Source organism: Lentzea sp. NBC_00516 (assembly GCF_036346835.1).
GTDB lineage: Bacteria > Actinomycetota > Actinomycetes > Mycobacteriales > Pseudonocardiaceae > Lentzea > Lentzea sokolovensis.
The window spans coordinates 5785856-5805121 of the sequence record NZ_CP107840.1 but is presented as its reverse complement, the minus strand read 5'-3'; the positions used below and the strand labels follow the sequence as shown (position 1 = coordinate 5805121).

Annotated in this window: 21 protein-coding genes; 7 read left to right on the top strand and 14 right to left on the bottom strand. The window is 67.1% G+C overall.

Features of this window, described 5'->3' with window-relative positions:
- Positions 1 to 11: 11 nt before the first annotated feature.
- From OG205_RS25830 to OG205_RS25800, 7 genes are all read right to left on the bottom strand, one after another.
- Positions 12 to 1886, bottom strand: a complete 1875-nt coding sequence (locus OG205_RS25830) for a sensor histidine kinase (protein ID WP_330270648.1) — start codon at positions 1884 to 1886, stop codon at positions 12 to 14.
- On the bottom strand, positions 1865 to 2137 hold the full coding sequence (locus OG205_RS25825; RefSeq protein WP_330270647.1) for a hypothetical protein: 273 nt from the start codon (positions 2135 to 2137) through the stop codon (positions 1865 to 1867). Before OG205_RS25825 ends, OG205_RS25830 begins: the two co-directional genes overlap by 22 nt.
- A gap of 74 nt (positions 2138 to 2211) precedes the next feature.
- Positions 2212 to 3201: a zinc-dependent alcohol dehydrogenase family protein gene (locus tag OG205_RS25820; protein WP_330270646.1), complete on the bottom strand. Its 990-nt coding sequence runs from the start codon at positions 3199 to 3201 to the stop codon at positions 2212 to 2214.
- Positions 3198 to 3998, bottom strand: coding sequence for a carbohydrate ABC transporter permease (locus OG205_RS25815; RefSeq protein WP_319978046.1), 801 nt, complete (start codon positions 3996 to 3998; stop codon positions 3198 to 3200). The genes OG205_RS25820 and OG205_RS25815 overlap by 4 nt, the downstream gene beginning before the upstream one ends.
- Complete coding sequence (locus OG205_RS25810; protein WP_330270645.1) at positions 3995 to 4924, bottom strand: carbohydrate ABC transporter permease; 930 nt, start codon at positions 4922 to 4924, stop codon at positions 3995 to 3997. The genes OG205_RS25815 and OG205_RS25810 overlap by 4 nt, the downstream gene beginning before the upstream one ends.
- Before the next feature lies 1 nt (position 4925).
- Entirely contained in the window at positions 4926 to 6272 is a 1347-nt protein-coding gene (locus OG205_RS25805) for an ABC transporter substrate-binding protein (protein WP_330270644.1), read from the bottom strand.
- 84 nt (positions 6273 to 6356) lie between these two features.
- Positions 6357 to 7118 carry a DeoR/GlpR family DNA-binding transcription regulator gene (locus tag OG205_RS25800; RefSeq protein ID WP_319986458.1) on the bottom strand — a complete coding sequence of 254 codons (762 nt, stop codon included), beginning with the start codon at positions 7116 to 7118 and terminating at the stop codon, positions 6357 to 6359.
- A 276-nt stretch (positions 7119 to 7394) separates the two neighbouring features.
- Here OG205_RS25800 and OG205_RS25795 point away from each other — a divergent pair, with 276 nt between their 5' ends.
- The 4 genes from OG205_RS25795 to OG205_RS25780 are packed head-to-tail and all read left to right on the top strand — an operon-like array spanning position 7395 to position 9557.
- Positions 7395 to 7883, top strand: coding sequence for a DUF6346 domain-containing protein (locus OG205_RS25795; RefSeq protein ID WP_330270643.1), 489 nt, complete (start codon positions 7395 to 7397; stop codon positions 7881 to 7883).
- Positions 7880 to 8344 carry a YbaB/EbfC family nucleoid-associated protein gene (locus OG205_RS25790; RefSeq protein ID WP_330270642.1) on the top strand — a complete coding sequence of 155 codons (465 nt, stop codon included), beginning with the start codon at positions 7880 to 7882 and terminating at the stop codon, positions 8342 to 8344. The genes OG205_RS25795 and OG205_RS25790 overlap by 4 nt, the downstream gene beginning before the upstream one ends.
- A 5-nt stretch (positions 8345 to 8349) precedes the next feature.
- A complete protein-coding gene (locus OG205_RS25785) occupies positions 8350 to 8685 on the top strand; it encodes a type VII secretion target (RefSeq protein WP_330270641.1) in 336 nt (111 codons plus the stop codon).
- On the top strand, positions 8682 to 9557 hold the full coding sequence (locus OG205_RS25780) for a WXG100 family type VII secretion target (RefSeq protein ID WP_330270640.1): 876 nt from the start codon (positions 8682 to 8684) through the stop codon (positions 9555 to 9557). Before OG205_RS25785 ends, OG205_RS25780 begins: the two co-directional genes overlap by 4 nt.
- 38 nt (positions 9558 to 9595) lie before the next feature.
- Here the strand turns inward: OG205_RS25780 and OG205_RS25775 are convergent, their stop codons facing one another.
- The 5 genes from OG205_RS25775 to OG205_RS25755 form a co-directional block, all read right to left on the bottom strand.
- On the bottom strand, positions 9596 to 11077 hold the full coding sequence (locus OG205_RS25775; protein WP_330270639.1) for a glycoside hydrolase family 13 protein: 1482 nt from the start codon (positions 11075 to 11077) through the stop codon (positions 9596 to 9598).
- Positions 11078 to 11088: 11 nt separating this feature from the next.
- Positions 11089 to 11922, bottom strand: a complete 834-nt coding sequence (locus tag OG205_RS25770) for a carbohydrate ABC transporter permease (RefSeq protein ID WP_319978050.1) — start codon at positions 11920 to 11922, stop codon at positions 11089 to 11091.
- Positions 11919 to 12776 (bottom strand): carbohydrate ABC transporter permease, encoded by an 858-nt coding sequence (locus tag OG205_RS25765; protein ID WP_319978051.1) that lies wholly within the window; start codon positions 12774 to 12776, stop codon positions 11919 to 11921. The genes OG205_RS25770 and OG205_RS25765 overlap by 4 nt, the downstream gene beginning before the upstream one ends.
- Positions 12777 to 14114, bottom strand: a complete 1338-nt coding sequence (locus tag OG205_RS25760; protein WP_319978052.1) for an ABC transporter substrate-binding protein — start codon at positions 14112 to 14114, stop codon at positions 12777 to 12779.
- A gap of 109 nt (positions 14115 to 14223) precedes the next feature.
- Positions 14224 to 15207 (bottom strand): LacI family DNA-binding transcriptional regulator, encoded by a 984-nt coding sequence (locus OG205_RS25755; RefSeq protein WP_319978053.1) that lies wholly within the window; start codon positions 15205 to 15207, stop codon positions 14224 to 14226.
- Between the two features lie 106 nt (positions 15208 to 15313).
- Between OG205_RS25755 and OG205_RS25750 the strand changes: the two genes are divergently transcribed.
- Complete coding sequence (locus tag OG205_RS25750; protein WP_330270638.1) at positions 15314 to 15478, top strand: hypothetical protein; 165 nt, start codon at positions 15314 to 15316, stop codon at positions 15476 to 15478.
- 3 nt (positions 15479 to 15481) lie between these two features.
- Here OG205_RS25750 and OG205_RS25745 read toward each other — a convergent pair whose 3' ends face one another.
- Positions 15482 to 16612 carry a hypothetical protein gene (locus OG205_RS25745; protein WP_330270637.1) on the bottom strand — a complete coding sequence of 377 codons (1131 nt, stop codon included), beginning with the start codon at positions 16610 to 16612 and terminating at the stop codon, positions 15482 to 15484.
- A gap of 105 nt (positions 16613 to 16717) precedes the next feature.
- Entirely contained in the window at positions 16718 to 17515 is a 798-nt protein-coding gene (locus OG205_RS25740; RefSeq protein WP_330270636.1) for a FadR/GntR family transcriptional regulator, read from the bottom strand.
- A gap of 157 nt (positions 17516 to 17672) precedes the next feature.
- Here OG205_RS25740 and OG205_RS25735 point away from each other — a divergent pair, with 157 nt between their 5' ends.
- On the top strand, positions 17673 to 17825 hold the full coding sequence (locus tag OG205_RS25735; RefSeq protein WP_330270635.1) for a hypothetical protein: 153 nt from the start codon (positions 17673 to 17675) through the stop codon (positions 17823 to 17825).
- Between the two features lie 168 nt (positions 17826 to 17993).
- Positions 17994 to 19235 carry an aKG-HExxH-type peptide beta-hydroxylase gene (locus OG205_RS25730; RefSeq protein WP_330270634.1) on the top strand — a complete coding sequence of 414 codons (1242 nt, stop codon included), beginning with the start codon at positions 17994 to 17996 and terminating at the stop codon, positions 19233 to 19235.
- Positions 19236 to 19266: the final 31 nt, after the last annotated feature.

Here is a 19266-nt window from a genome sequence, read left to right as displayed (position 1 = left end):
TGCCTCACCCACTACTGGGCCTCCAACGGGATCCGCGCCACCACCCGAGTGCCGTGTGGTTCCGCGGGTCCTACTGTGCACGATCCACCCAGCTCCGCGCACCGTTCGCGCATCGAGTCGAGGCCCACGCCCGGCTTGGAATCAGCCGCGACCCCACGTCCGTCGTCCACGATCTCGACGATCAGGTCGCCGTCGGCCCGCACCGTGATCACGCACGTCGACGCGCCCGAGTGGCGTGCGGTGTTGGTCAGCGCCTCCGCGACGATCCGGTAGGCCGCGACCTCCACCGCCGCGGACAGCCCGTCTATCTCCTCGGCCTCCACCTGAACCCGCAGGTCGCCGTTGAAGCGCGCGGCCTCGTCGCGCACGGCCAGGGCCAGGCCCTGGTCGAGGATCGGCGGCCGCAGCCCGTCCACGAGGCTGCGCACCTCGCCGGCCGTCGAGTCGACGTCGCCCAGCACCGGGTCCAGCACGTCGCCCAGTGAGCGGCGCAACGCCTTGAGCTGCAAGCGGATCCCGACCAGCGCCGGTCCGACGCCGTCGTGCAGGTCGCGCCGCAACCGCAGCCGTTCCTCCTCGCGGGCGCGCACGAGCCGTTCGCGGGCGAGTTGGAGATCGGCGGTCAGCTTGATCGACTGTGCGGCCGGAGCGGTGGAGCGGGCGAGGTCGACGAGCAGGCTCAGTTCCTGGTCGCTCAGCCGTTCGTCCGGCGCTCGCGGCTCCACGACGAGATCGCCGACGACAGAACCCCGATATGTCATGGGAAAGCGCAGCTGCGGCCATCCGCGACTGCGTCCGTGCTCGGCCAGCACCGAGCCACCGCGAATCGCCACGTACGGCAGCTTCAACGACTCCGCGACGGTCTGCGCGACCGTCGGCAGCACGTCCTGCGAGCGTTCGAGCTTCTCGCTCAACGTGGACAGGGTCGCGTAAGGATCAGAACGCTGGCCGTACAGCCAGCGGTCGAGCTTGCGCTGCACCCAGCTGCGAATCGGGGCGAAGACGAGCCCGGCCGCGACCACACCGATCACCTCGGCGTCGTTCGTGAACAGCTGGCCCGCACCGACCATCACGCCCAGGTAGACGAGCAGCAGCACCACGGTCAACGTGCCGTAGAGCAAGGACCGGTGGATCAGCAGGCTGATGTCGTACAGGCCGTACCGCAGGATCGCGATGACCGCGGCAGCCGGAAACGCAAGCACACCAACGATCCACGCGATGTGCCCGTCCGTCGTCTCCACCACGGTCGCCACCCCGGCGAGCGTCAGCAGCGCGAACGCCCACACGAGCAGCCGACGTTCGTCCCCTTCCGCCCTCCGCCACCGCAGAGCCAAGGACACCACGGCCGCCAGCACGGAGACCCCGGCCGCGAGCACGGCGACGAGCGTGATCGTCTTCGCGAGCCCACCGCCACTGCTCTGCCAGAACGAGGCGGGATCGCCCCACGACGCCCAGGCGATCCCGATCGTGCCGGCGACAGCGCTGAAGAGCGACGCGCCGATGGCGATCCACCAGCGGTTGCTCAGCGGCTTGCCGTTCGGGAAGACCAGTGCCACAGCGGGCAGCAACGCGTACGTGGGCCACCAGACCCACGCCTCGACCCATCGGGCGGGATGGTCCGCGGGCTGACCCGCGACCGCGATGGCGATGGCGCCGAACACGCCCATGGCCAGCAGCAACCACCCGACGGACGACCTGCGGACGTGGCCGATCACCCGCACCCCGAGCAGGGTGCAGGCGAACGCGACCAGCCAGTTCCGCGGATGCGAGACCGCGCCGGTGACCGCTGTGTGCACGACGGCGAAGAGCACACAGGCGGCCACCAACGCGCCGACGACGCGGGCGAGGGTGACCTCGCGCCGCGTCAGTCGCTGAGCCAGTGCCACAGGTTGTGGAACGGAGAACCGGCGTCGAGGGTGGAGAGCCCACCCGGCCAGCCCTGGAACGTCATGATCCGCTGGCGGAGCTCTTCGACGGTCACCGGCTTGGCCGGCTGGTGACCGTGATCGAAGTCGACGTCCCCAGGCGGCGCGTTCATCGCGCGCGCCTGAAGCTCCGCGTACCAGGTGAGGAGCTCTTCGTCGGACATGTGCGAGAAGTACGGCGGTACTTCTACGTTCTGCCGGGGTTTCGACATGCCTGGAAGGAGTCATGGGCACTCGTCTGGATACACGAGTGCCCACGAACATCTGAGAACTTTCTCGGATCAGCTCACGGCAGGACCTGGATCTTGCGGCCCTTACCGGCCTTGAACTGGTCCAACGCCACCGCGTAGTCGGCCAGCGGCACCCGGTCACTGATGAAGATCTCGGGGTCCAGCACTCCGGTCGCGAAGAGGTCCGCCGCCCGTTCGAACGAGTGCAGCACCGCCATCGAGCCGGTGATGGTGATCTCCTGGTTGTAGATCTTGTACGGCTCGATGGTCACGCGCGCGGAGTAGTCCGAGACGCCGAACTGGAGGAACGTGCCGCCCTTGGCGACCCGCCCGATCCCGTCCTGGATGGCCTTCTCGTTGCCGGTGGCGTCGATGACGACGTCCCAGCCCTGCGGCCGGTCCAGCTCGTCCGCGTTCGCCGCGACCGCCGTGACGCCGAGCTGGCGGGCCGTTTCGAGGCGTTCCGCGTTCAGGTCCACGACCTCGATCGACGACGCGCCGGTCAGCTTGCCGAGCTGCAGCATCATCAGGCCCATCGTGCCCGAGCCGTAGATCAGCACCCGTGAAGCCATCTGCGACCGCAGCACGTCATAACCGCGCACCGCGCACGACAGCGGCTCGATCAGCGCCGCGTCCTCGGTCCGCACGTGGTCCGGCAGCTTCACGCAGTTGGCCACCGGGGCCTTCGCGAACTCCGCAGCGCCACCGGCCGTCGTGACGCCGATGGCGGCCCAGCGCTCGCACAGGTTGTTCTTGCCGGAACGGCACATCCGGCACTCGTGGCAGTAGAGCGACGGGTCGACGGCCACGCGGTCGCCGACCTTCAGCTCGTTGACCTGGGAACCGATCTCGACGATCGTGCCGGCGAACTCGTGGCCCGGCACGACCGGCAGGGTGGGAGCGAACTCGCCCTGCAGGATGTGCAGGTCCGTGCCGCACAACCCGCAGGCCGCCACGTCGACGACCACTTCGCGGGGACCGCAGGTGGGATCGTCCACAGTGGTCACTTCGACGGACCCGACGCCGGTGATCACTGCTGCTTTCACTTGACTGCTCCCAACGAGAGGCCCTGGACGAGCTTGTCCTGAGCGGCGAACCCGGCGATGAGCACCGGCAGAGAGACCACGACCGCCGCGGCGCAGACCTTGGCCAGGAAGAGGCCCTGCGACGTGACGAACCCGGTCAGGTACACGGGAGCGGTACCGGCGACGACACCGGTCAGCACCCGTGCGAAGAGCAGCTCGTTCCAGCTGAAGATGAAGCAGATCAACGCCGTCGCCGCGATGCCGGGCATCGCGATCGGTGCCACCACCCGGCGCAGGGTCGTGATCAGCCCGGCGCCGTCGATCGAGGCCGCCTCGAGGATCTCCTTGGGGACCTCGGCGAGGAACGACCGCATGAGCCACACCGCGATCGGCAGGTTCATCGAGCAGTACAGCAGCGTGAGGAACGAGATGTTGTCGAGCATCCCGGAGAACTGCGCGATCAGGTAGATCGGCAGCAGCGCCGCGACGACCGGCATCATCTTGGTGGACAGGAAGAAGAACAGGACGTCCGTCCACTTCTCCACCGGCTTGATCGACAACGCGTACGCGGCCGGGATCGCCAGCAGCAGCACGATGATCGTCGATCCGATCGAGGCGCTGAACGAGTTGATCAGCGGCGGCCACGCACCGGCGTCGAAGAACTCCGCGTACCCGTCCAGCGTCAGCGGCGCCGCGATGGACGGCGGGTTCGTCGCCGCGTCCGACTCGCTGTGCAGCGAGGTCAGGAACATCCAGGCCACCGGCGCGAAGAAGACGATGCCGGCGAACCAGGCGAGCACACCCCAAATCCGGCTCATCGCTTCTCCTCCTTGAACAACGAGGACACCGTGCGCAGCGCGAACGTCGCGATCAGGATCGACCCCGCCACCACGATGACGCCGGCCGCGGAGGCCTCGCCGTACTCGTGGGCCTGGTAGAAGGTCTGGTAGATCATGTACGGCAGGTTCGCCGTGCCCAGACCGCCGGACGTGATCGTGAAGACCGCGTCGAAGTTCTGCACGATGTAGATCGACCCGAGCAGCCCGCCGAGCTCCAGGTACTGGCGCAGGTGCGGGAACGTCAGGTACTTGAAGATCTGGAACGACGACGCGCCGTCGATCGTGGCCGCCTCGACGGGTTCGATCGGCTTCGACTGCAGGCCCGCCAGCAGGATCAGCATCATGAACGGCGTCCACTGCCACACCAGCGACAGCACGACGGCGCTCATCGGCATGGTGCTGATCCAGTCCGGCTGGGCGTCGAAGCCGAGCCAGTTCAGGATTCCGTTGAACAGGCCGTACTCCGGGTTGTAGAGCACGTGCTTCCAGATCAGCGCCGCCGCCACCGGGACCACGAGGAACGGCGCGATGAGCATGGTGCGCACGAACCCGCGGCCCTTGAACTTCTTGTCCAGCAGCAACGCCAGCCCGAGTCCGAGGATCAGGCTGATCAGCACCACCGACGCGGTGAGCACGATCGTGTTGACGACCGAGGACCGCAGGTCGGGGTCGGTGAAGACGTTGACGTAGTTGTCGAAGCCGGCGAACCCGCGGCTGCCGGGGTCGAGCGAGTTCCACTTCATGAACGAGATGACCAGCGTCGCCACGAACGGCAGCTGCGTCACGATGATCAGGAAGATGAGCGCGGGCAGCAACGGTGCCCGCCGCGCCCACTTCGGATAGCTCCTGCGGGGGGCGGGAGGCGGCCGGTCCACCACCGGCCGCTCCCGCTCTATGACCGCCATGTCACTGCCCCTTGTACTTCGCTGCGACCTTCTCGGCGAGTCCCTGACCGTTGTTCAGCGCGTCGTCCACCGTCACCGCGCCCGCGATCGCCGAGCTGATCTGCTGCGACACCTGGGTGCCGAGGTCGGTGAACTCGGGGATGCCGACGAACTGGATGCCGGGCGCGGGGCGTTCCTGCACACCGGGGTTCAGCGGCTTCGCACCCTTGATCGCGGTCTCGGCGGCCGCGGCGAACGAACCGGAGGACTGCTTGTACTCAGGACGCTGGTAGGTCGACGAACGCTTGCCGTCCGGCACCTTCGCCCAGCCGACGTTCTTGCCGACCAGTTCCTCGTAGCCCTTGCCGGACGCCCAGGAGATGAACTTCCAGGCCGCGTCCTGCTTCTTCGAGGCCTTCTGGATGCCGAACGCCCAGGTGTAGAGCCAGCCGGAGGTGTCGGTCTTCACCACGGGTGCCTGGGCGAAACCGAGCTTGCCCTTGATCGGCGAGTCGTCGGCCTCGAGCAGACCGGCGGCGACCGTGGCGTCGTACCACATCGCGACCTTGCCCTGCGTCATGTTGTTGAGGCACTCGGCGAACCCGGCCTGCGGAGCGCCCGCTTCACCGTAGTTGCGGACGAGGTCCACGTAGAACTTGGTGGCCTCCTTGAACTCCGGCGCGTTGACCTGCGCCTGCCAGTCCTTGGTGAACCACGTGCCGCCGTAGGTGTTCACGACCGTCGTGAGCGGTGCCATGACCTGGCCCCAGCCCGGCTGGCCGCGCAGGCAGATGCCGCGCACGTCCGGAGTGGAGACCTTCTGCGCCGCCTCGGCGACCTGCGCCCAGGTCGGCTTCTCCGGCATCGTGATGCCCTTGGCGTCGAAGAGGTCCTTGCGGTACATGAGGAACGACGACTCGCCGTAGAACGGCTGCGCGTACACCTTGCCGTCGGCCGCGGTGAGCGACTGCTTGATCGGCTCCAGGATGTCGGCCTGGTCGAACCCGCTGTCCTTGGACACGAAGTCGTCCATCGGCGCGAGCCAGCCGTTCTTGGCGTACATCGGCGTCTCGTAGTTGGAGATCGTCGCGACGTCGTACTGGCCTGCCTGGCTGGAGAAGTCCTGGCTGATCTTGTCGCGGACGTCGTTCTCCGGCAGCACGGTGAAGTTCACCTTGATGCCCGTGTCCTTGGTGAAGTTGTCCGCGGTGAGCTTCTGCAGGTCCTGCATCTGCGGGTTGTTCACCATCAGGACGTTCACCGAGTTCTCACCACCACCCCCGCCACCGGCACCCGAACAGGCGGACGCGAGCAGCAACACGGCGGTGGCGGCCCCGAATGTGCGAAGTGGTGTGCGAATCGACGGCATCGTCGGTTCCTTTCAAGGGTTTTTGGGCGCGTCAAAGTAGGGGGATGGCGCCCAAAGGTGAGGGGCGTTCAGTGCCCGAAATGATCAGGCGCGGATGACCTTGGGGCCTAGCAACGTGTAACGGTGGGCCTCGTGCGCGGACAGGCCGCTGTCGGTGACGACCGCCTCCAGATCGGAGACCTCGGCGAACCGGTGGAAGCTGGAGACGCCGAACTTCGTGTGCGTCCCGACGAAGATCTTGCGCCGGGAAGCGCTGAGAGCCTTGGCCTTCACCGCGCCGACCGCCGGGTCCGGGGTGGTCAGGCCGTGCTCGCGGGAGATGCCGTTCGCGCCGATGTAGGCGAGGTCGATGACCATCTCGCCGAGCATCCTGGTGGTCCAGTGGTCCACAGTGGCCAGTGTGTGGCCTCTGACGCGACCGCCCAGCAGCAGGACGGTGCACGACGGGTGCTCGGACATCGCCGCCGCGGTCGGCAGCGACGCGGTGATGATCGTGAGCGGGTTGGTCGTGGGCAACGCCTCCGCGACGAGTTGCGGCGTGTAGCCCTCGTCGATGAAGACCGTTTCGGCGTCGTCGAGCCGTTCGGCGGCGGCCTTCGCGATGCGCCGCTTCTCCGGGACGTGCGACCCGGCGCGGAACCGGAGTCCTGTCTCGAAGCCCGCGCTCTCGACGGGGACACCGCCACCGTGCGTGCGGCGCACGAGGCCGTGTTCGTCCAGCACGCGCAGGTCGCGCCGAACCGTCTCGGGCGCGACGCGCAGTTCCTGCGCCATCTCCACCACGTCGACGCGGCCGTCGGCGCGGGCCCTGGCCAGGATGCGCCGCTTGCGTTCCTCGGCTCGCATGTCACCTGCCCACTCGGCTCTCGGGTTGCCCGTTCGGGCCGTGCATAGATGAAACACCCTCGAAACATTGTGGTGGGTGCCACAACTGGGTGAGATCCTGCCCGATTTATGCCCGGTTCGCCGTGCGTGACGGTGTGTTCACGCAGGTCGACCAGACTGGGCACGCCCGAACTGCCGTCAGCGCGTGCCCGGATGGCCTCCAGATCGTTGCTGAATTCGGTGGAACCGGGCGGATCGGTACGAAGTCGAACAGGGGTCTACGAGGGGACGAGACGCATGAAGTGGGTCGCTGGACTGTTCGCCCTGGTGATCTTGGGTGCCGGCGTCCTGCTGGGACTGACGGGCTTCACGAAGTTCGCGCCCACCGCGGGGACCACGGCCGTCGCGGACCGGGGCGTCGCGCGCGTGACCGACTGCACGAGCGAGGGGCCGGTCAGCATTCGTGGCTTCGGCACCTGGTGGAGCTGCCAGGCCGACATCGTCTGGGAAAGCGGGCGGCAGGAGCGGATGACGGCCGAGCCGGGCCAGCTCACGCCGTCCGACAAGGGTTCCGAGGTGCCGGTGGTGCAGCGGGGCGAGGGCAAGGTCCGCAACGGTTCGGGCAACCCACCGGTGTACCGGACCGTGTACGAGCCGAGCGTCGTGCTGGGCATCGGTTCGATGCTCGGGGGCTTGGGGATCGGTGGGATCGGGGCACTGGCCGTTCTCGGCACCTTGGCGTCCCGACGCAAGAAGGCACAGAACAGGGAACAGGGGTATCTATGAATCCGGCAGCGGCCGATCCCGACGCGATGATGCGTCAGTGGGACGCGCAGATCCAGGCCAAGCTCAAGCAGGCCGACGAGATGAAGCAGGTCGCGAACGCGGTCAAGGTGACCCACCGTTCCTCTGACGGGTCGGTGTCCGTCACGGTCGACCAGAACGGTGTCGTCTCGGTGCTGGACCTGACCGACGCGGCGTTGCGCAAGCAGCCCGCGCAGCTGTCGGCTGAGATCCTCGGTGCGATGCGGACCGCTCAGGCGCAGATCGCGGCCAAGATGCAGGAGGCCATGGCGCCCATCATCGGTGACGACTCCGCGACGATGGACGCGCTGATGGGCGGCTACCACGAGCGCTTCCCGGAGCCCCCGCCCGAGGAACCCGCAGCGCCCCGGCGTCCTCCCGGCCCCTCGGACGACGACGACTTCGGCGGGCACAACTTCGCCCGCGACAACAAGGGCTGGTGAGGGGCATGACCGGATCGTTCAACGTCCAGACGGAGGCGATGCGTGAGCACGCCAAGCGGCTGGAAGGCATCGTGAAGCAGATCGAGACCGCGCAGCAGGCCATCGGACAGGCGCAGATCAACGGCGCCAACGCGTACGGGATCCTCTGCAGCCCGTTGATCGAGCCGATCATGGGCACGATCGAGGCTGCCGGCACCGGCGCCGTCAACACCGCGCACGGCGTCGTCAACGCCACTGTGGACGGTGTGAACGGCATGGCCGACACCTACGACGCCGTCGACCAGAAGCTCAGCGGCAACTTCAAGAAGATCGTCGAGAAGCTCGGGGAGTGGACGTCGTGACCGCACCGAACCCGTTGGTGGCCAAGGCACCCGACGGCCCCGGCGCACTCGCCGGCCTCAACCTGGTCGAGCCGGCGGCCGACGCGATCTCCGCGATCCAGCGCGGCGAGTGGGGTGAAGGCCTCGTCAACATCGGCGGTGCGGGGATCGACGCGCTCGGCTTTCTCAGCGACCCGTTCGGCACGCTGCTGTCCTCGGCGTTCGCCTGGTTCATCGAACACGTCGAACCGCTGAAGTCGATGCTCGACTCGCTGGCGGGAAATCCCGGCGTGATCAACCAGAACGCGGCCACGTGGGGCAACGTCGGTGATCACCTCAAGAAGGCGGCCGAGGAGATGTCGCGCGTCGTCGACGCCGACACCTCCGCGTGGCGGGGCGCCGCGGTGGACGCCTACACCGCCGTGGCGAAGGTGGAGGCGACCGGCGTCAAGGCCGCGGGCATCGCCGCCGAGGGGGTGGGTGCCGCGCTGACCGGTGCCGGCATCGCCGTCGCCACGGTGCGCACCATCGTGCGCGACCTCATCGCGATGGCCATGAGCGAGCTGACGCAGGCGCTCATCCGGTGGGCCGCGGCGGCGTTGATCACGATGGGGCTCGCCACGCCGGGCATCATCGCGGACGGCATCCGGCTGGTCGTCAAGTGGGCGGAGAAGGTCTCGGGCTGGATCAAGAAGGTGGTCGCCGCCGTCCGGGGCCTGTCCAAGATCATCGACAAGATCTTCGGGGTGCTGGACGACGCCAAGGCCGCACTGGCCGGTGTGATGCCGAAGGCGGCGGCGGACACCATCGTGGACAACGTGGCGATCGGTGTCGTGAAGAACCTGCCCACCGAGACCGCGAAGGTCGACAACTCGCCCTACGCGACGAGGTGAAGCTCGGGGGTGGCTCGTGGCCACCCCCGACCCCCCGTCTACTTCAGCCAGGCCGCCGCGTCGGGCGGCAGCTGGCCGTTGGTCAGCGGGACGCTTGACAACGTTGGCACGCCCGGTAGATCGATCGGCGCGTCCGACAGGTTGACGACGCACGTGTGGTCGCCGCGCTTGAACGCCAGCACGTTCTCGCCGAGGTCGAGCCACTCCAGGTCGCCGTCGATGCCGCGGCGCTGCGCGAACACCTGGCGGTACAGGGCGAGCATCGAGTCGGGGTCGTCCGTCTGGGCGGCGACCGAGAAGTCCTGCCAGTTCTCCGGCTGCGGCAACCAGCTCGGACCATCCTCAGTGGACCAGGGGAGTGGCACGCGGCAGCCGTCGCGACCCCGGTCGGTGAAGCCGGAACGGTGCCACACCGGGTCCTCGCGCAGCTCGTCCGGCAGGTCCTCGACCTCCCAGAGCCCGAGTTCCTCGCCCTGGTAGACGTACACGCCACCGGGCAGCGCGGCCGTCAGCATGATCGCCGCGCGGGCCCGGCGGGTGCCGAGCTCGAAGTCGGTCGGGGCGCCGTGCTGCCTGTCCGCGAAGGAGAATCCCGTCTTCTCGCGGCCGTAGCGGGTCACGTGCCTCGTGACGTCGTGGTTGGAGAGCACCCAGGTCGGTGGCGCGCCAACGGGTTCGTGCGCGGCGAGCGTGCTGTCCACGACCATGCGCAGTTCGTCGGCGTTCCAGGGACAGCAGAGGAAGTCGAAGTTGAACGCGCTGTGCATCTCGTCCTGGCGCAGGTACCTGGCGAACCTGACCGGGTCGGGCAGCCACATCTCGCCGACGAGGATGCGGTCGCCGTCGTACTCGTCGACGATCTGCCGCCACCTGCGGTAGATCTCGTGCACGCCGTCCTGGTCGGAGTAGGGGAGATCCACGTCGGGCTTGCTGAAGTCCTTGACCAGGCCGTCGGCCACGTCGATGCGGAAGCCGTCGACGCCGCGGTCGAGCCAGAACCGCAGGATGTCCTCGAACTCGTCGTGGACGATCTGGTTCTCCCAGTTGAAGTCCGGCTGTTCGGCGGCGTAGAGGTGCAGGTACCAGCGGCCGTCGTCGAGCTTGCTCCACGCCGGGCCGCCGAAGCGCGACTGCCAGTCGTTCGGGATCTCTTTGGTGTCACGGACGTGGAAGCGGTCCCACAGGCCGTCCTTGAACCACGGGTGCTGGTCGCTGCTGTGGTTCGGGACGAGGTCGATGATGATCCGGATGCCGAGTCCGTGCGCGTCCGCGATGAGCTTCTCGGCGTCGGCGAGCGATCCGAACACCGGCTCGATGTCGCGGTAGTCCGCCACGTCGTAGCCGCCGTCGGCCAGCGGGCTCGGGTACCACGGGTTGAGCCAGATCGCGTCGAAGCCGAGGCTCGCGATGTGCTGGAGCTTGGCGCGGAGGCCGGCCAGGTCGCCGATGCCGTCTCCGTTGCCGTCCGCGAAGCTGCGCAGGTAGACCTGGTAGATGGATGCGTTGCGCCACCAACTCATCTGGTGTCCTTTCAGCCTTTTACGCCGCCCGCGGTGAGCCCCGCGAGGATGTGCCGCTGGAACGCCAGGAACAGCGCCACCATCGGCAGGCTCGCCAGCACGAGGCCCGCGAGCAGGAGGTTGATCGGGGTGTCCGGAGCGAAGCGCTGAAGCGCGACACTGAGCGTCTGCTTCGCCGGATCGGGGAACACGAGCAGCGGCCAGATGAAGTCCTTCCACGCCGCCACGACCGCGAAGATCGAGACGACGGCGAGGATGGGGCGAGAGATCGGCAGCACGATGCGGACGAGGGTCGTCCACGTCCCCGCGCCGTCGATCCTGGCCGCTTCGAGGAGTTCTTCCGGGATCTGGTCGAAGAAGCGCTTGAGCAGGTACACGTTCAGCGCGTTCGCCGCGGCCGGCAACCAGATGCCCGCCGGGTTGTTCAGCAGATCGAGGTCGGTCAGCGTGAGGTACACGGGGACCAGCACTGCCGTCGACGGCAGCATCAGCGTCGCCAGCATCAGGCCCATGATCGCGTTGCCGAAGATCGGGCGGAGCTTGCTGAGCGCGTAGGCCGCGGGCACGATCACGGCCATCTGCACGGCCCACGCGCCGATCGCGACGACGAACGTGTTGAGGAAGAACCGGCCGAGGTCCATGTAGTTCCAGGCGTCGACGTACGCGCCGGGCTCCCAGGTCTCCGGCAGGATCGTCGGCGGTTGCTGCGCCAGTTCCGCCGGCGGCTTGAACGCGCCGATCAGCACCCAGACCAGCGGGAGCAGGAACGCCGCGGTGAACAGGACCAGCGTGCCGGCGAGGACGATCCAGTACGCCGGGCCCGTTCCCCTCGTGAGAGTCCTCATGCGTCGGCCTTCTTCGTGATCTTGAGGTAGAGGAAGGAGAAGACGCCCAGCACCGCGAAGAGGATGAGGCTCAGCGCGCTCGCGGTGCCGAAGTCGTTGTAGTAGAAGGCGTAGCGGTACAGCAGCAGGAGCACGGTGACCGTGGACTCCTCCGGGCCGCCGCCGGTCATGATGAACGGCTCGGTGAAGATCTGCATGGTCGCCACGACCTGGAGCAGCAACAGCATCAGGATCACGAACTTGGTCTGCGGGATCGTGACGTGCCAGACCTTCCTGACGATTCCGGCGCCGTCCAGGTCGGCGGCCTCGTACAGCTCACCGGGGATGGTCTGCAGCGCGGCCAGGTAGATCAGCGTGGCCGAGCCCATGTTCGCCCACGTGATCACCAGGACGAGGCTGATCATGCTGGTGTCGGCGGAGTCGAGCCACTGCGACGTCGGCAGCCCGAGTCCTCTGAGGACCGAGTTGAAGAGGCCCGGCCCCGGGTCGTAGAACCACTTCCACAGCAGGGCCGTGACGACCGGCGGCAACATCACCGGCAGGTAGACCAGCAACCGGAAGTAGCCCTTGGCGTGCCGCAGTTCGTTGAGCACCACGGCCGTCAGGAACGGGACGCCGAAACCGAGAACCAGTGCCAGAAGCGTGAAGTACAGCGTGTTGCGCCACGCCACCCCGAACAGCGGGTCCGCGAAGAGTCGCTCGAAGTTCTCCCAGCCCACCCAGTCGGGACTCGTGACGAAGTTGACCTGCTGGAAGCTCAGGACCACCCCGCGCACGATGGGGTACCAGGAGAACACCGCGAAGACGACCAGCGCGGCACTCAGGAAGCCGTACGCGGTGACGTGGCGCCGCACTTACTTCACCTGTGCCAGAACGGCGTTGACCTTGGTCTCGGCGTCCTTGAGCAGCGCCGCGTGGTCCGCGTCCTTGTTCGTCAGCACGGCCTGCACGACGGAGTCGAGAATCGCGTAGACCTGTTGTGCCTGCGGCGGTTCGAGCGAGCCCTTGGTGGACTCCGAACCGTCCACATAGGCCTGGAAGTTCTTCACCGGCATGGTGGCGTACTTGGCCTTCAGGTCTTCCTGCTGCTTGCGCGGCTCACCGGTCCAGATGTCCGCGATCGGCGGGATCGGCAGGCCCACGGGCTGACCGCGGTCCTTGTACTTCTGCAGGTTGCCCTCGAGTCGGTCCGGGTTCAGGTACTTCCACTGGATCCACTTCAGGCCCGCCTTGATCTTCTCCGGCGTCGCCTTCGGGTTGATCATGTAACCCTCGCCGCCGAGCAGGGTTCCCTTCTGCTCAGGGATCGCGGCCAGGCCGTAGTCGTCGTACTTGCCCTTGAACTGGTTGACGATCGCGGCGACGTTGTCCGGCGCGGCCAGGTACATGCCGAGCTGCCCGGCGCCCATCATGTTCTGCACGTCGCCGATCTCCAGGAGCTGCTTCTCGCCCATGGAGTTGTCGTCCCAGCGCATCTCCTTGAGCCTGCGCAGGACTTCCTTGCCCTTGTCGTTGTTGAAGTCGGCCTTGTAGGTGTCGCCGTCCTTGCGGGCGATGTCACCGCCGACGGACTTCATCCAGGTGGTGAAGTGCCAGCCACCCTGGTTGCTCTTGCTGTACTCGGCGAACCCGGTGACACCGGCGTCCTTGAGCTTCTTGGCGGCGGCGCGAACCTCGTCCCACGTCTTCGGTGGCTGATCGGGGTTCAGTCCGGCCTTGGTGAAGTTGGTGCGGCTGTAGAGCAGGCCCATCGTGTAGTTCGCGGTGGGCAGCCCGTAGACCTTGCCGTCGACCGTGAAGACGTCCTTCAGCTCCTGCTTGAGGTCGCCGTAGTGCGGGACGTCCTTGACGTAGTCGGTGAGATCGGCGGCCTGTTTGCGTGCGATGAGCGCAGCGGGATCGGTGAAGTAGACGTAGAAGACGTCTTCGAGCTGACCGCCGGCGAGCTTGGCGGAGAACGTCTTCGGGTCCATGAACCCCTCGTGCGGCACGAGGTCGATGTCCTGGTTCTGCTTCTCGAACTCCGCGACGTCCTCGTCGAAGACCTTGCGGTCGAACGCCTGAGTCTGCGGCGGCTGACCATTGATGTTGATCGTGACCTTGCCGCCGGGCTCAGTCGTGGAACCGCTCCCACAGGCGGCGGTGCTCAGAACGAGGACACCGCCTAGCAGCACGGCAGCGGACTTCTTCATGGTGGGGCCGCCCTTCTCGCGAGCGCGTCGATGTGACGGCGACCATAAGTCCCCGTTACATCTGAACGCAATATCCAGACGAAAACTCGCAAGAAGACGACTATGCTCGTTACCTCACCGGCGCACTGGACGCCCGCACCACCAACTCCGGCTCGAACAGCAACTCGTCCGGCGCCACCGCGTTGCCGGAGATCTGGTTGGCCAGCAGCTCGACGGCCGCCCGCCCCATCGCCTCAATGGGCTGCCGCACCGTCGTAAGAGGCGGATCAGTGCAGGTCATGAACGCCGAATCGTCGTACCCGATGATCGACACATCCTTGGGCACATCCAACCCAGCACGCCGCACGGCCCTTATGGCACCGAGTGCGAGCGGGTCGCTGGCGCAGATGATCGCCGTGACCCCGCGCTGCACGAGCTTCATCGCCGCGGCCTGCCCACCTTCAAGGCTGAACATGGCGTGCTCGACGTCCGCGCCACCGCACTTGTCGATGGCCTGCATCTTCCGCTGACTGGGCACGTGATCCGGCGGCCCGAGCACAGCCCCGATCCGCTTGTGCCCAAGCGACGTGAGATGCCCGTACGCCTGCTCAACGGCCACTGCGTCATCACACGACACCCGCGGAAACGCCAGATCGTCTATGGCGGCGTTGACCAGCACCGCAGGCAGCTTCCGCGACATCATCTGCTGGTAATGGCCATGACTCGCGTCCTTCTGCGCGTACAGCCCACCAGCGAACACGATCCCGCTGACGTGCTGCTCCAGCAGCAGCTCCAGGTACTCCGCCTCCGTCACCCCGCCGGCCGTCCGCGTGCACAACACGGGCGTGAACCCCCGTTGCGCCAGCGCGTTCCCGACCACGTCCGCGAACGCGGGAAAGATCGGGTTCTGCAGCTCGGGCAACACCAGCCCGACCAACCGCGCCCGCTCACCCCGCAGCTGCGTCGGCCGCTCGTAACCCAGCACGTCAAGTGCCGTGAGCACCGCACTCCGCGTGGCGTCCGAGACCCCCGGCTTGCCGTTCAGCACCCGGCTGACAGTGGCCTCGCTGACCCCGACCTTGGCCGCGACCTCGGCCAGCCTCCGTTGCGTCATGGCGCAAGTGTACGCAATTTCTTGCGCTCGCTTGCAGCACCACGCTCACCCTCCTGGCAGGCGCCCGCCGGGGCACGTCGTGGCTAGGCTCCAATGCCATCCGCAGGTGAGGGAGACCGAGATGGCCACCGACCCGCTCAAGCCCGTTCCCGTGCCCGTTCCGCAGGATCCCGAACGCTCCTGCTGGCCGCTGAAGCCGGTCCGCGGAGTCGACTGGTTCCTCCGCATGCCGACCGGTGGAGGCACGGTCTACGTGAGGCCCGCCGACTGAACGTCAGCCGCGGGCTTCCCGCCACAGCAGCGCCACCCCGTGCCCCGGCAGCATCCACGACCGCACGTCCAGGTCCCCGAGCTCGTCCGCGCGCAACCACTGCGCCGCCTCCGTGCCGGACCGGAACGTGAACGGCATGATCCGGAACTCGTGGCCGGGGGAGTGGTCGACCGCGAGCTCGGTAGCGTCGAAGCTGATCGTGTCCACATAGGACGGATACGGTGACTGCCAGTACGCGAAGCCGTCGTTGGTGCGCTGCAAGGAACGCGACGACACGGTCAGACCCAGGATCGCGCGCACGACGTGGTCGTCGGCGATGCCGCTGAGGTCGCACTCCAGGATGCGCAGGTCGCTCATGTGGTCCAGCGGGCTGAGCTTCGGGAGCGGGGCCATGGCCTCGCGGAAGAACGTCAGGTAGTTCGCCCACTGGTCGAACCTGACCTCGATCGGCGGGATCTGGCTCGGCTCGGCGGAGCGGCTCTGGCCGTCGTGGTCGAGGTAGTCGATGGTGATCTTGGTCGAGTCGCGGATGTCGTCCACCGAGTCGAGGAACAACGACGCGTCCGGCATGAAGTAGAGCTCGAACAGGGGATAGCGGCAGGCTGCGCTGATCGTGTCGCGCAGGGTGGCGTTGCTGGTGGCGAAGATGACGAACCTGTCGACGGGGACGCTGTGCCGGAAGTGGTGCCTCTGCGTCGTGGTCAGGTGGTAGGTCTTGGTGTCGACGCCCTGCAACGCGAGCCGGACCGTCGTGCGGGTGCTGATCGTCAGGTCGTCGCCCTTGGGGCGCATGCCGTTGCCGCCGAGCACGCCGGACACCACGTCGTCGTTGCGCTGGCCGGTGCCGTAGATCCTGGACAGGAACGCCTTGAGCACCTCGCTCGGCAGCAGGTGCTCGACTATGCCGGGACCGGAGATGCGGCCGATCTCGCTCACCAGCCGCTGGTGCAGGAACAGTTCGTAGGTGCCCAGCAGGAAGCCGGCCAGCGCCGGTAACGGCCACAGCACGACCAGCACGTCGTGCAGCACGCTGCGCGACGTGGGCTGCCACAGCAGGATGACGGTCAGGTCGACGGCCGCGACGACGACCAGAAGGATCGCGACGGTGAGCGCTTGCCTGTGCCTGCGCGCCATCGCCACCTGGTCGCCGCCCCCTCACTCCACCGGTTGTCCATACATGGTGGGAGTGATGACCGATCGGCGCCAGACCCTTTCGGTCCTTGTCGTATCAGGAACGCCTCAGCGCGGCTTGCCCCAGATCGGGTTGTCCGACACCCCGACGTAGGTGCTCAGCGACGCCCGCGGCTGGGTGTCGTCGGTGGCCACGTCGTTGTACAGCCCGAGCAGGTGGGTGGTCATCGCGCTCTTCGCGCCCACCTCGTCGTGCCGGCGGAGGAACCAGATCACCTGTTCGTGCTCGTTCGCGGCCCGGTTGTGCACCTCGCGCGACGGGTGTGCGTGCCGCTTGCAGTCCTGCAGACCGGGCACGAGCGTCTGGTACATCTGCTCCAGCAGCTCGTTGTGCGACGCGCGGATCAGCGCCGAGTGGAACTCCTCGTCCGACTCGATCACCTCCTGCATGTCGTCGACCGGCGCGCGCTGGTAGCGGCGGTTGAGCTTGGCCAGTTCGTCCAGTTCACCGTCGCCCGCGCGCACCGCGGCCAGCGACGCGGCGGTGGTCTCCAGCGCGATCCGCACTTCCAGCAGGTCGGTGTGGGAGAACTGCCTCGCGGCGAGCCTGCCCTCGAGGTGTTCCTCGACGGCGGCGAGATCGGTGCGGCGGACGTACCAGCCCAGGCCGCGGCGGACCTCGACGATGCCCTGCAGCTGCAGTCGCTGCAGCGCTGTACGCAACGAGGACCGGGCGACATCCAGTTTGCGGGCCAGTTCCGGTTCGGTGGGGAGACGGTCGCCGGCCTTGAGCGTGCCGCCGATGATCTGCTCCCGGAGCTTCTGCTCGATGAGTTCCGGGAGAGGCCGTCGCGAATCAGGCGAGAGCGACCAGCTCTCGCCGAAATGGACGTCGTCGGCGGGCATTGGTCCAGGGTAGGCCTGTTGCCTGCCGGTTGCAACTTGTCTGGCAACCTGGCGACCGTTGACAGACAACCTACAACGCGGGACCCTGAATACCAGGCGAGACGCCCGGGACCGCCCACACCTGGGAGCACGTGCTCGCTAGTCGGGAGGGAACGAGATGTCCACAGGGAGTGCACTCGGAATCGCCGGAGCCGTCGCAGTCGCCGTCACCGCCATCGGGTGGCGCACCATGCTCACGATGGTCGCGGTCTCGATCATCGCGCTGGCCGTCATCGGCTTCGTGAACGTCACCAGCATCATGTTCAGCTGATGAACCAACCAGGTGCCCCGGCCGCGTCCTCGCCAGACGCGGCCGGGGCACCGGCATTTTGTAGGGGGATCCAATGTGTTGCACAGGTCACTGCTTGCTCTAAAGTTTCGCGGATCCGGTGCGTCGGGGGACGTCAGTTCGGGGTCTTCTGTGATGGGTTCGCCCACAGTGAGCACGCATGCGTTGCATGCGGCGCTGATTCCTGCGCCCGCCCTGGTGGACGAGAGACGCACCCTGTACCGCCTCGCGGCCGAGATGTTCGCCCCTGGGACCGAGTTGTCCGACAACCTCGCGGATCACCCGATCGTCCGATACGAGATCGGCAGAGCGCTCGCCGGCCACGGCGATGTGGACCCCGCACAGCTGACCCAGGTCGCGTCGATGAGAGTGCGTGACGCCGGCGTGCCCGTCGCCTCGGACCCGGCGGCGGCCGAGGTGCTCGAGGCCCCGCTGCGCATCACCGCCCCGTCCGGCGCGCGCCCACAGCCGTTGACCGAGGCCGACGGAGAGCGGTTCGAGAACGCCCTCGCGATCGTGGAAGAGGGCGTCCGGCTGCTGCACAAGTTCGCCCCGGACATGGCGGAGGACCTCCTCGCGCACGTCTCGATGCTCGCGGTGCTCAAGCGGGAGACTTCCGGTGGGCTCGTGTCGGCGTCGTCCAGGTACGTCCCGGGCATCGTGTTGATCGACGAACCCGTTCTTCCGATGGACGTGGCGGAAGCGCTGGTTCACGAAGGTGCGCACGAAAAGTTCTTCGACCTCGCCATCGCGAAAGAATTTCTTGACGTGAGTGCCGAGGACGCGGATTATTTCGAGACTTCGTGGTCGCACGTACGATGGCCACTGGAACAGACCTTCGCGGCTTGGCACGCCTACAGCTGCCTCGCGCAGTTCAGCTTGTCGATTGGTGCCGAACAATGCGGCGCAGATTCATTGCTGGCGAGAGCAAGGAACCGGGCCGACGAGATCGGCGAGTGGTTGCTCGCGCATGAAGCGAGCCTGCGCGCGGATGCCCGCTGGCTGCTTCGTGCCCTGGTGAGCGGCCCGATCGAACCCACAGGTGAGGTCGCCTCGCCGTCGCAAGTGGACGGTGCGACACTGTCCCCGCAGTTTTCAGAAGACTGCCATTTTCGCCCGCTACCGGACGTGCGCCACAAGCGCTCGATCACGGGGCGAGTGGTGGCGGGCAGGGTGGTGTCGCCGCCTGAAGTCTTCTGGCTCGACGAGGACGCGAGCTGGGCTCTTTGCCAGTGGCGTCACGATAGAAACGCGAAAACGTTCGGGTCGATACTCGCCCGGGCGGCCGAGGAGTGGAAGGTCGGCTCCGCCGCGGCGGCGGTCCGGCTCGAAAATGCACTCGGTTCGCTTCTCGCTTCGTCCCTCGTCGAGATGCCCGACCAAGCACATTAGTCGCCTCCCGAGAAGGAACAATGACCTCCCC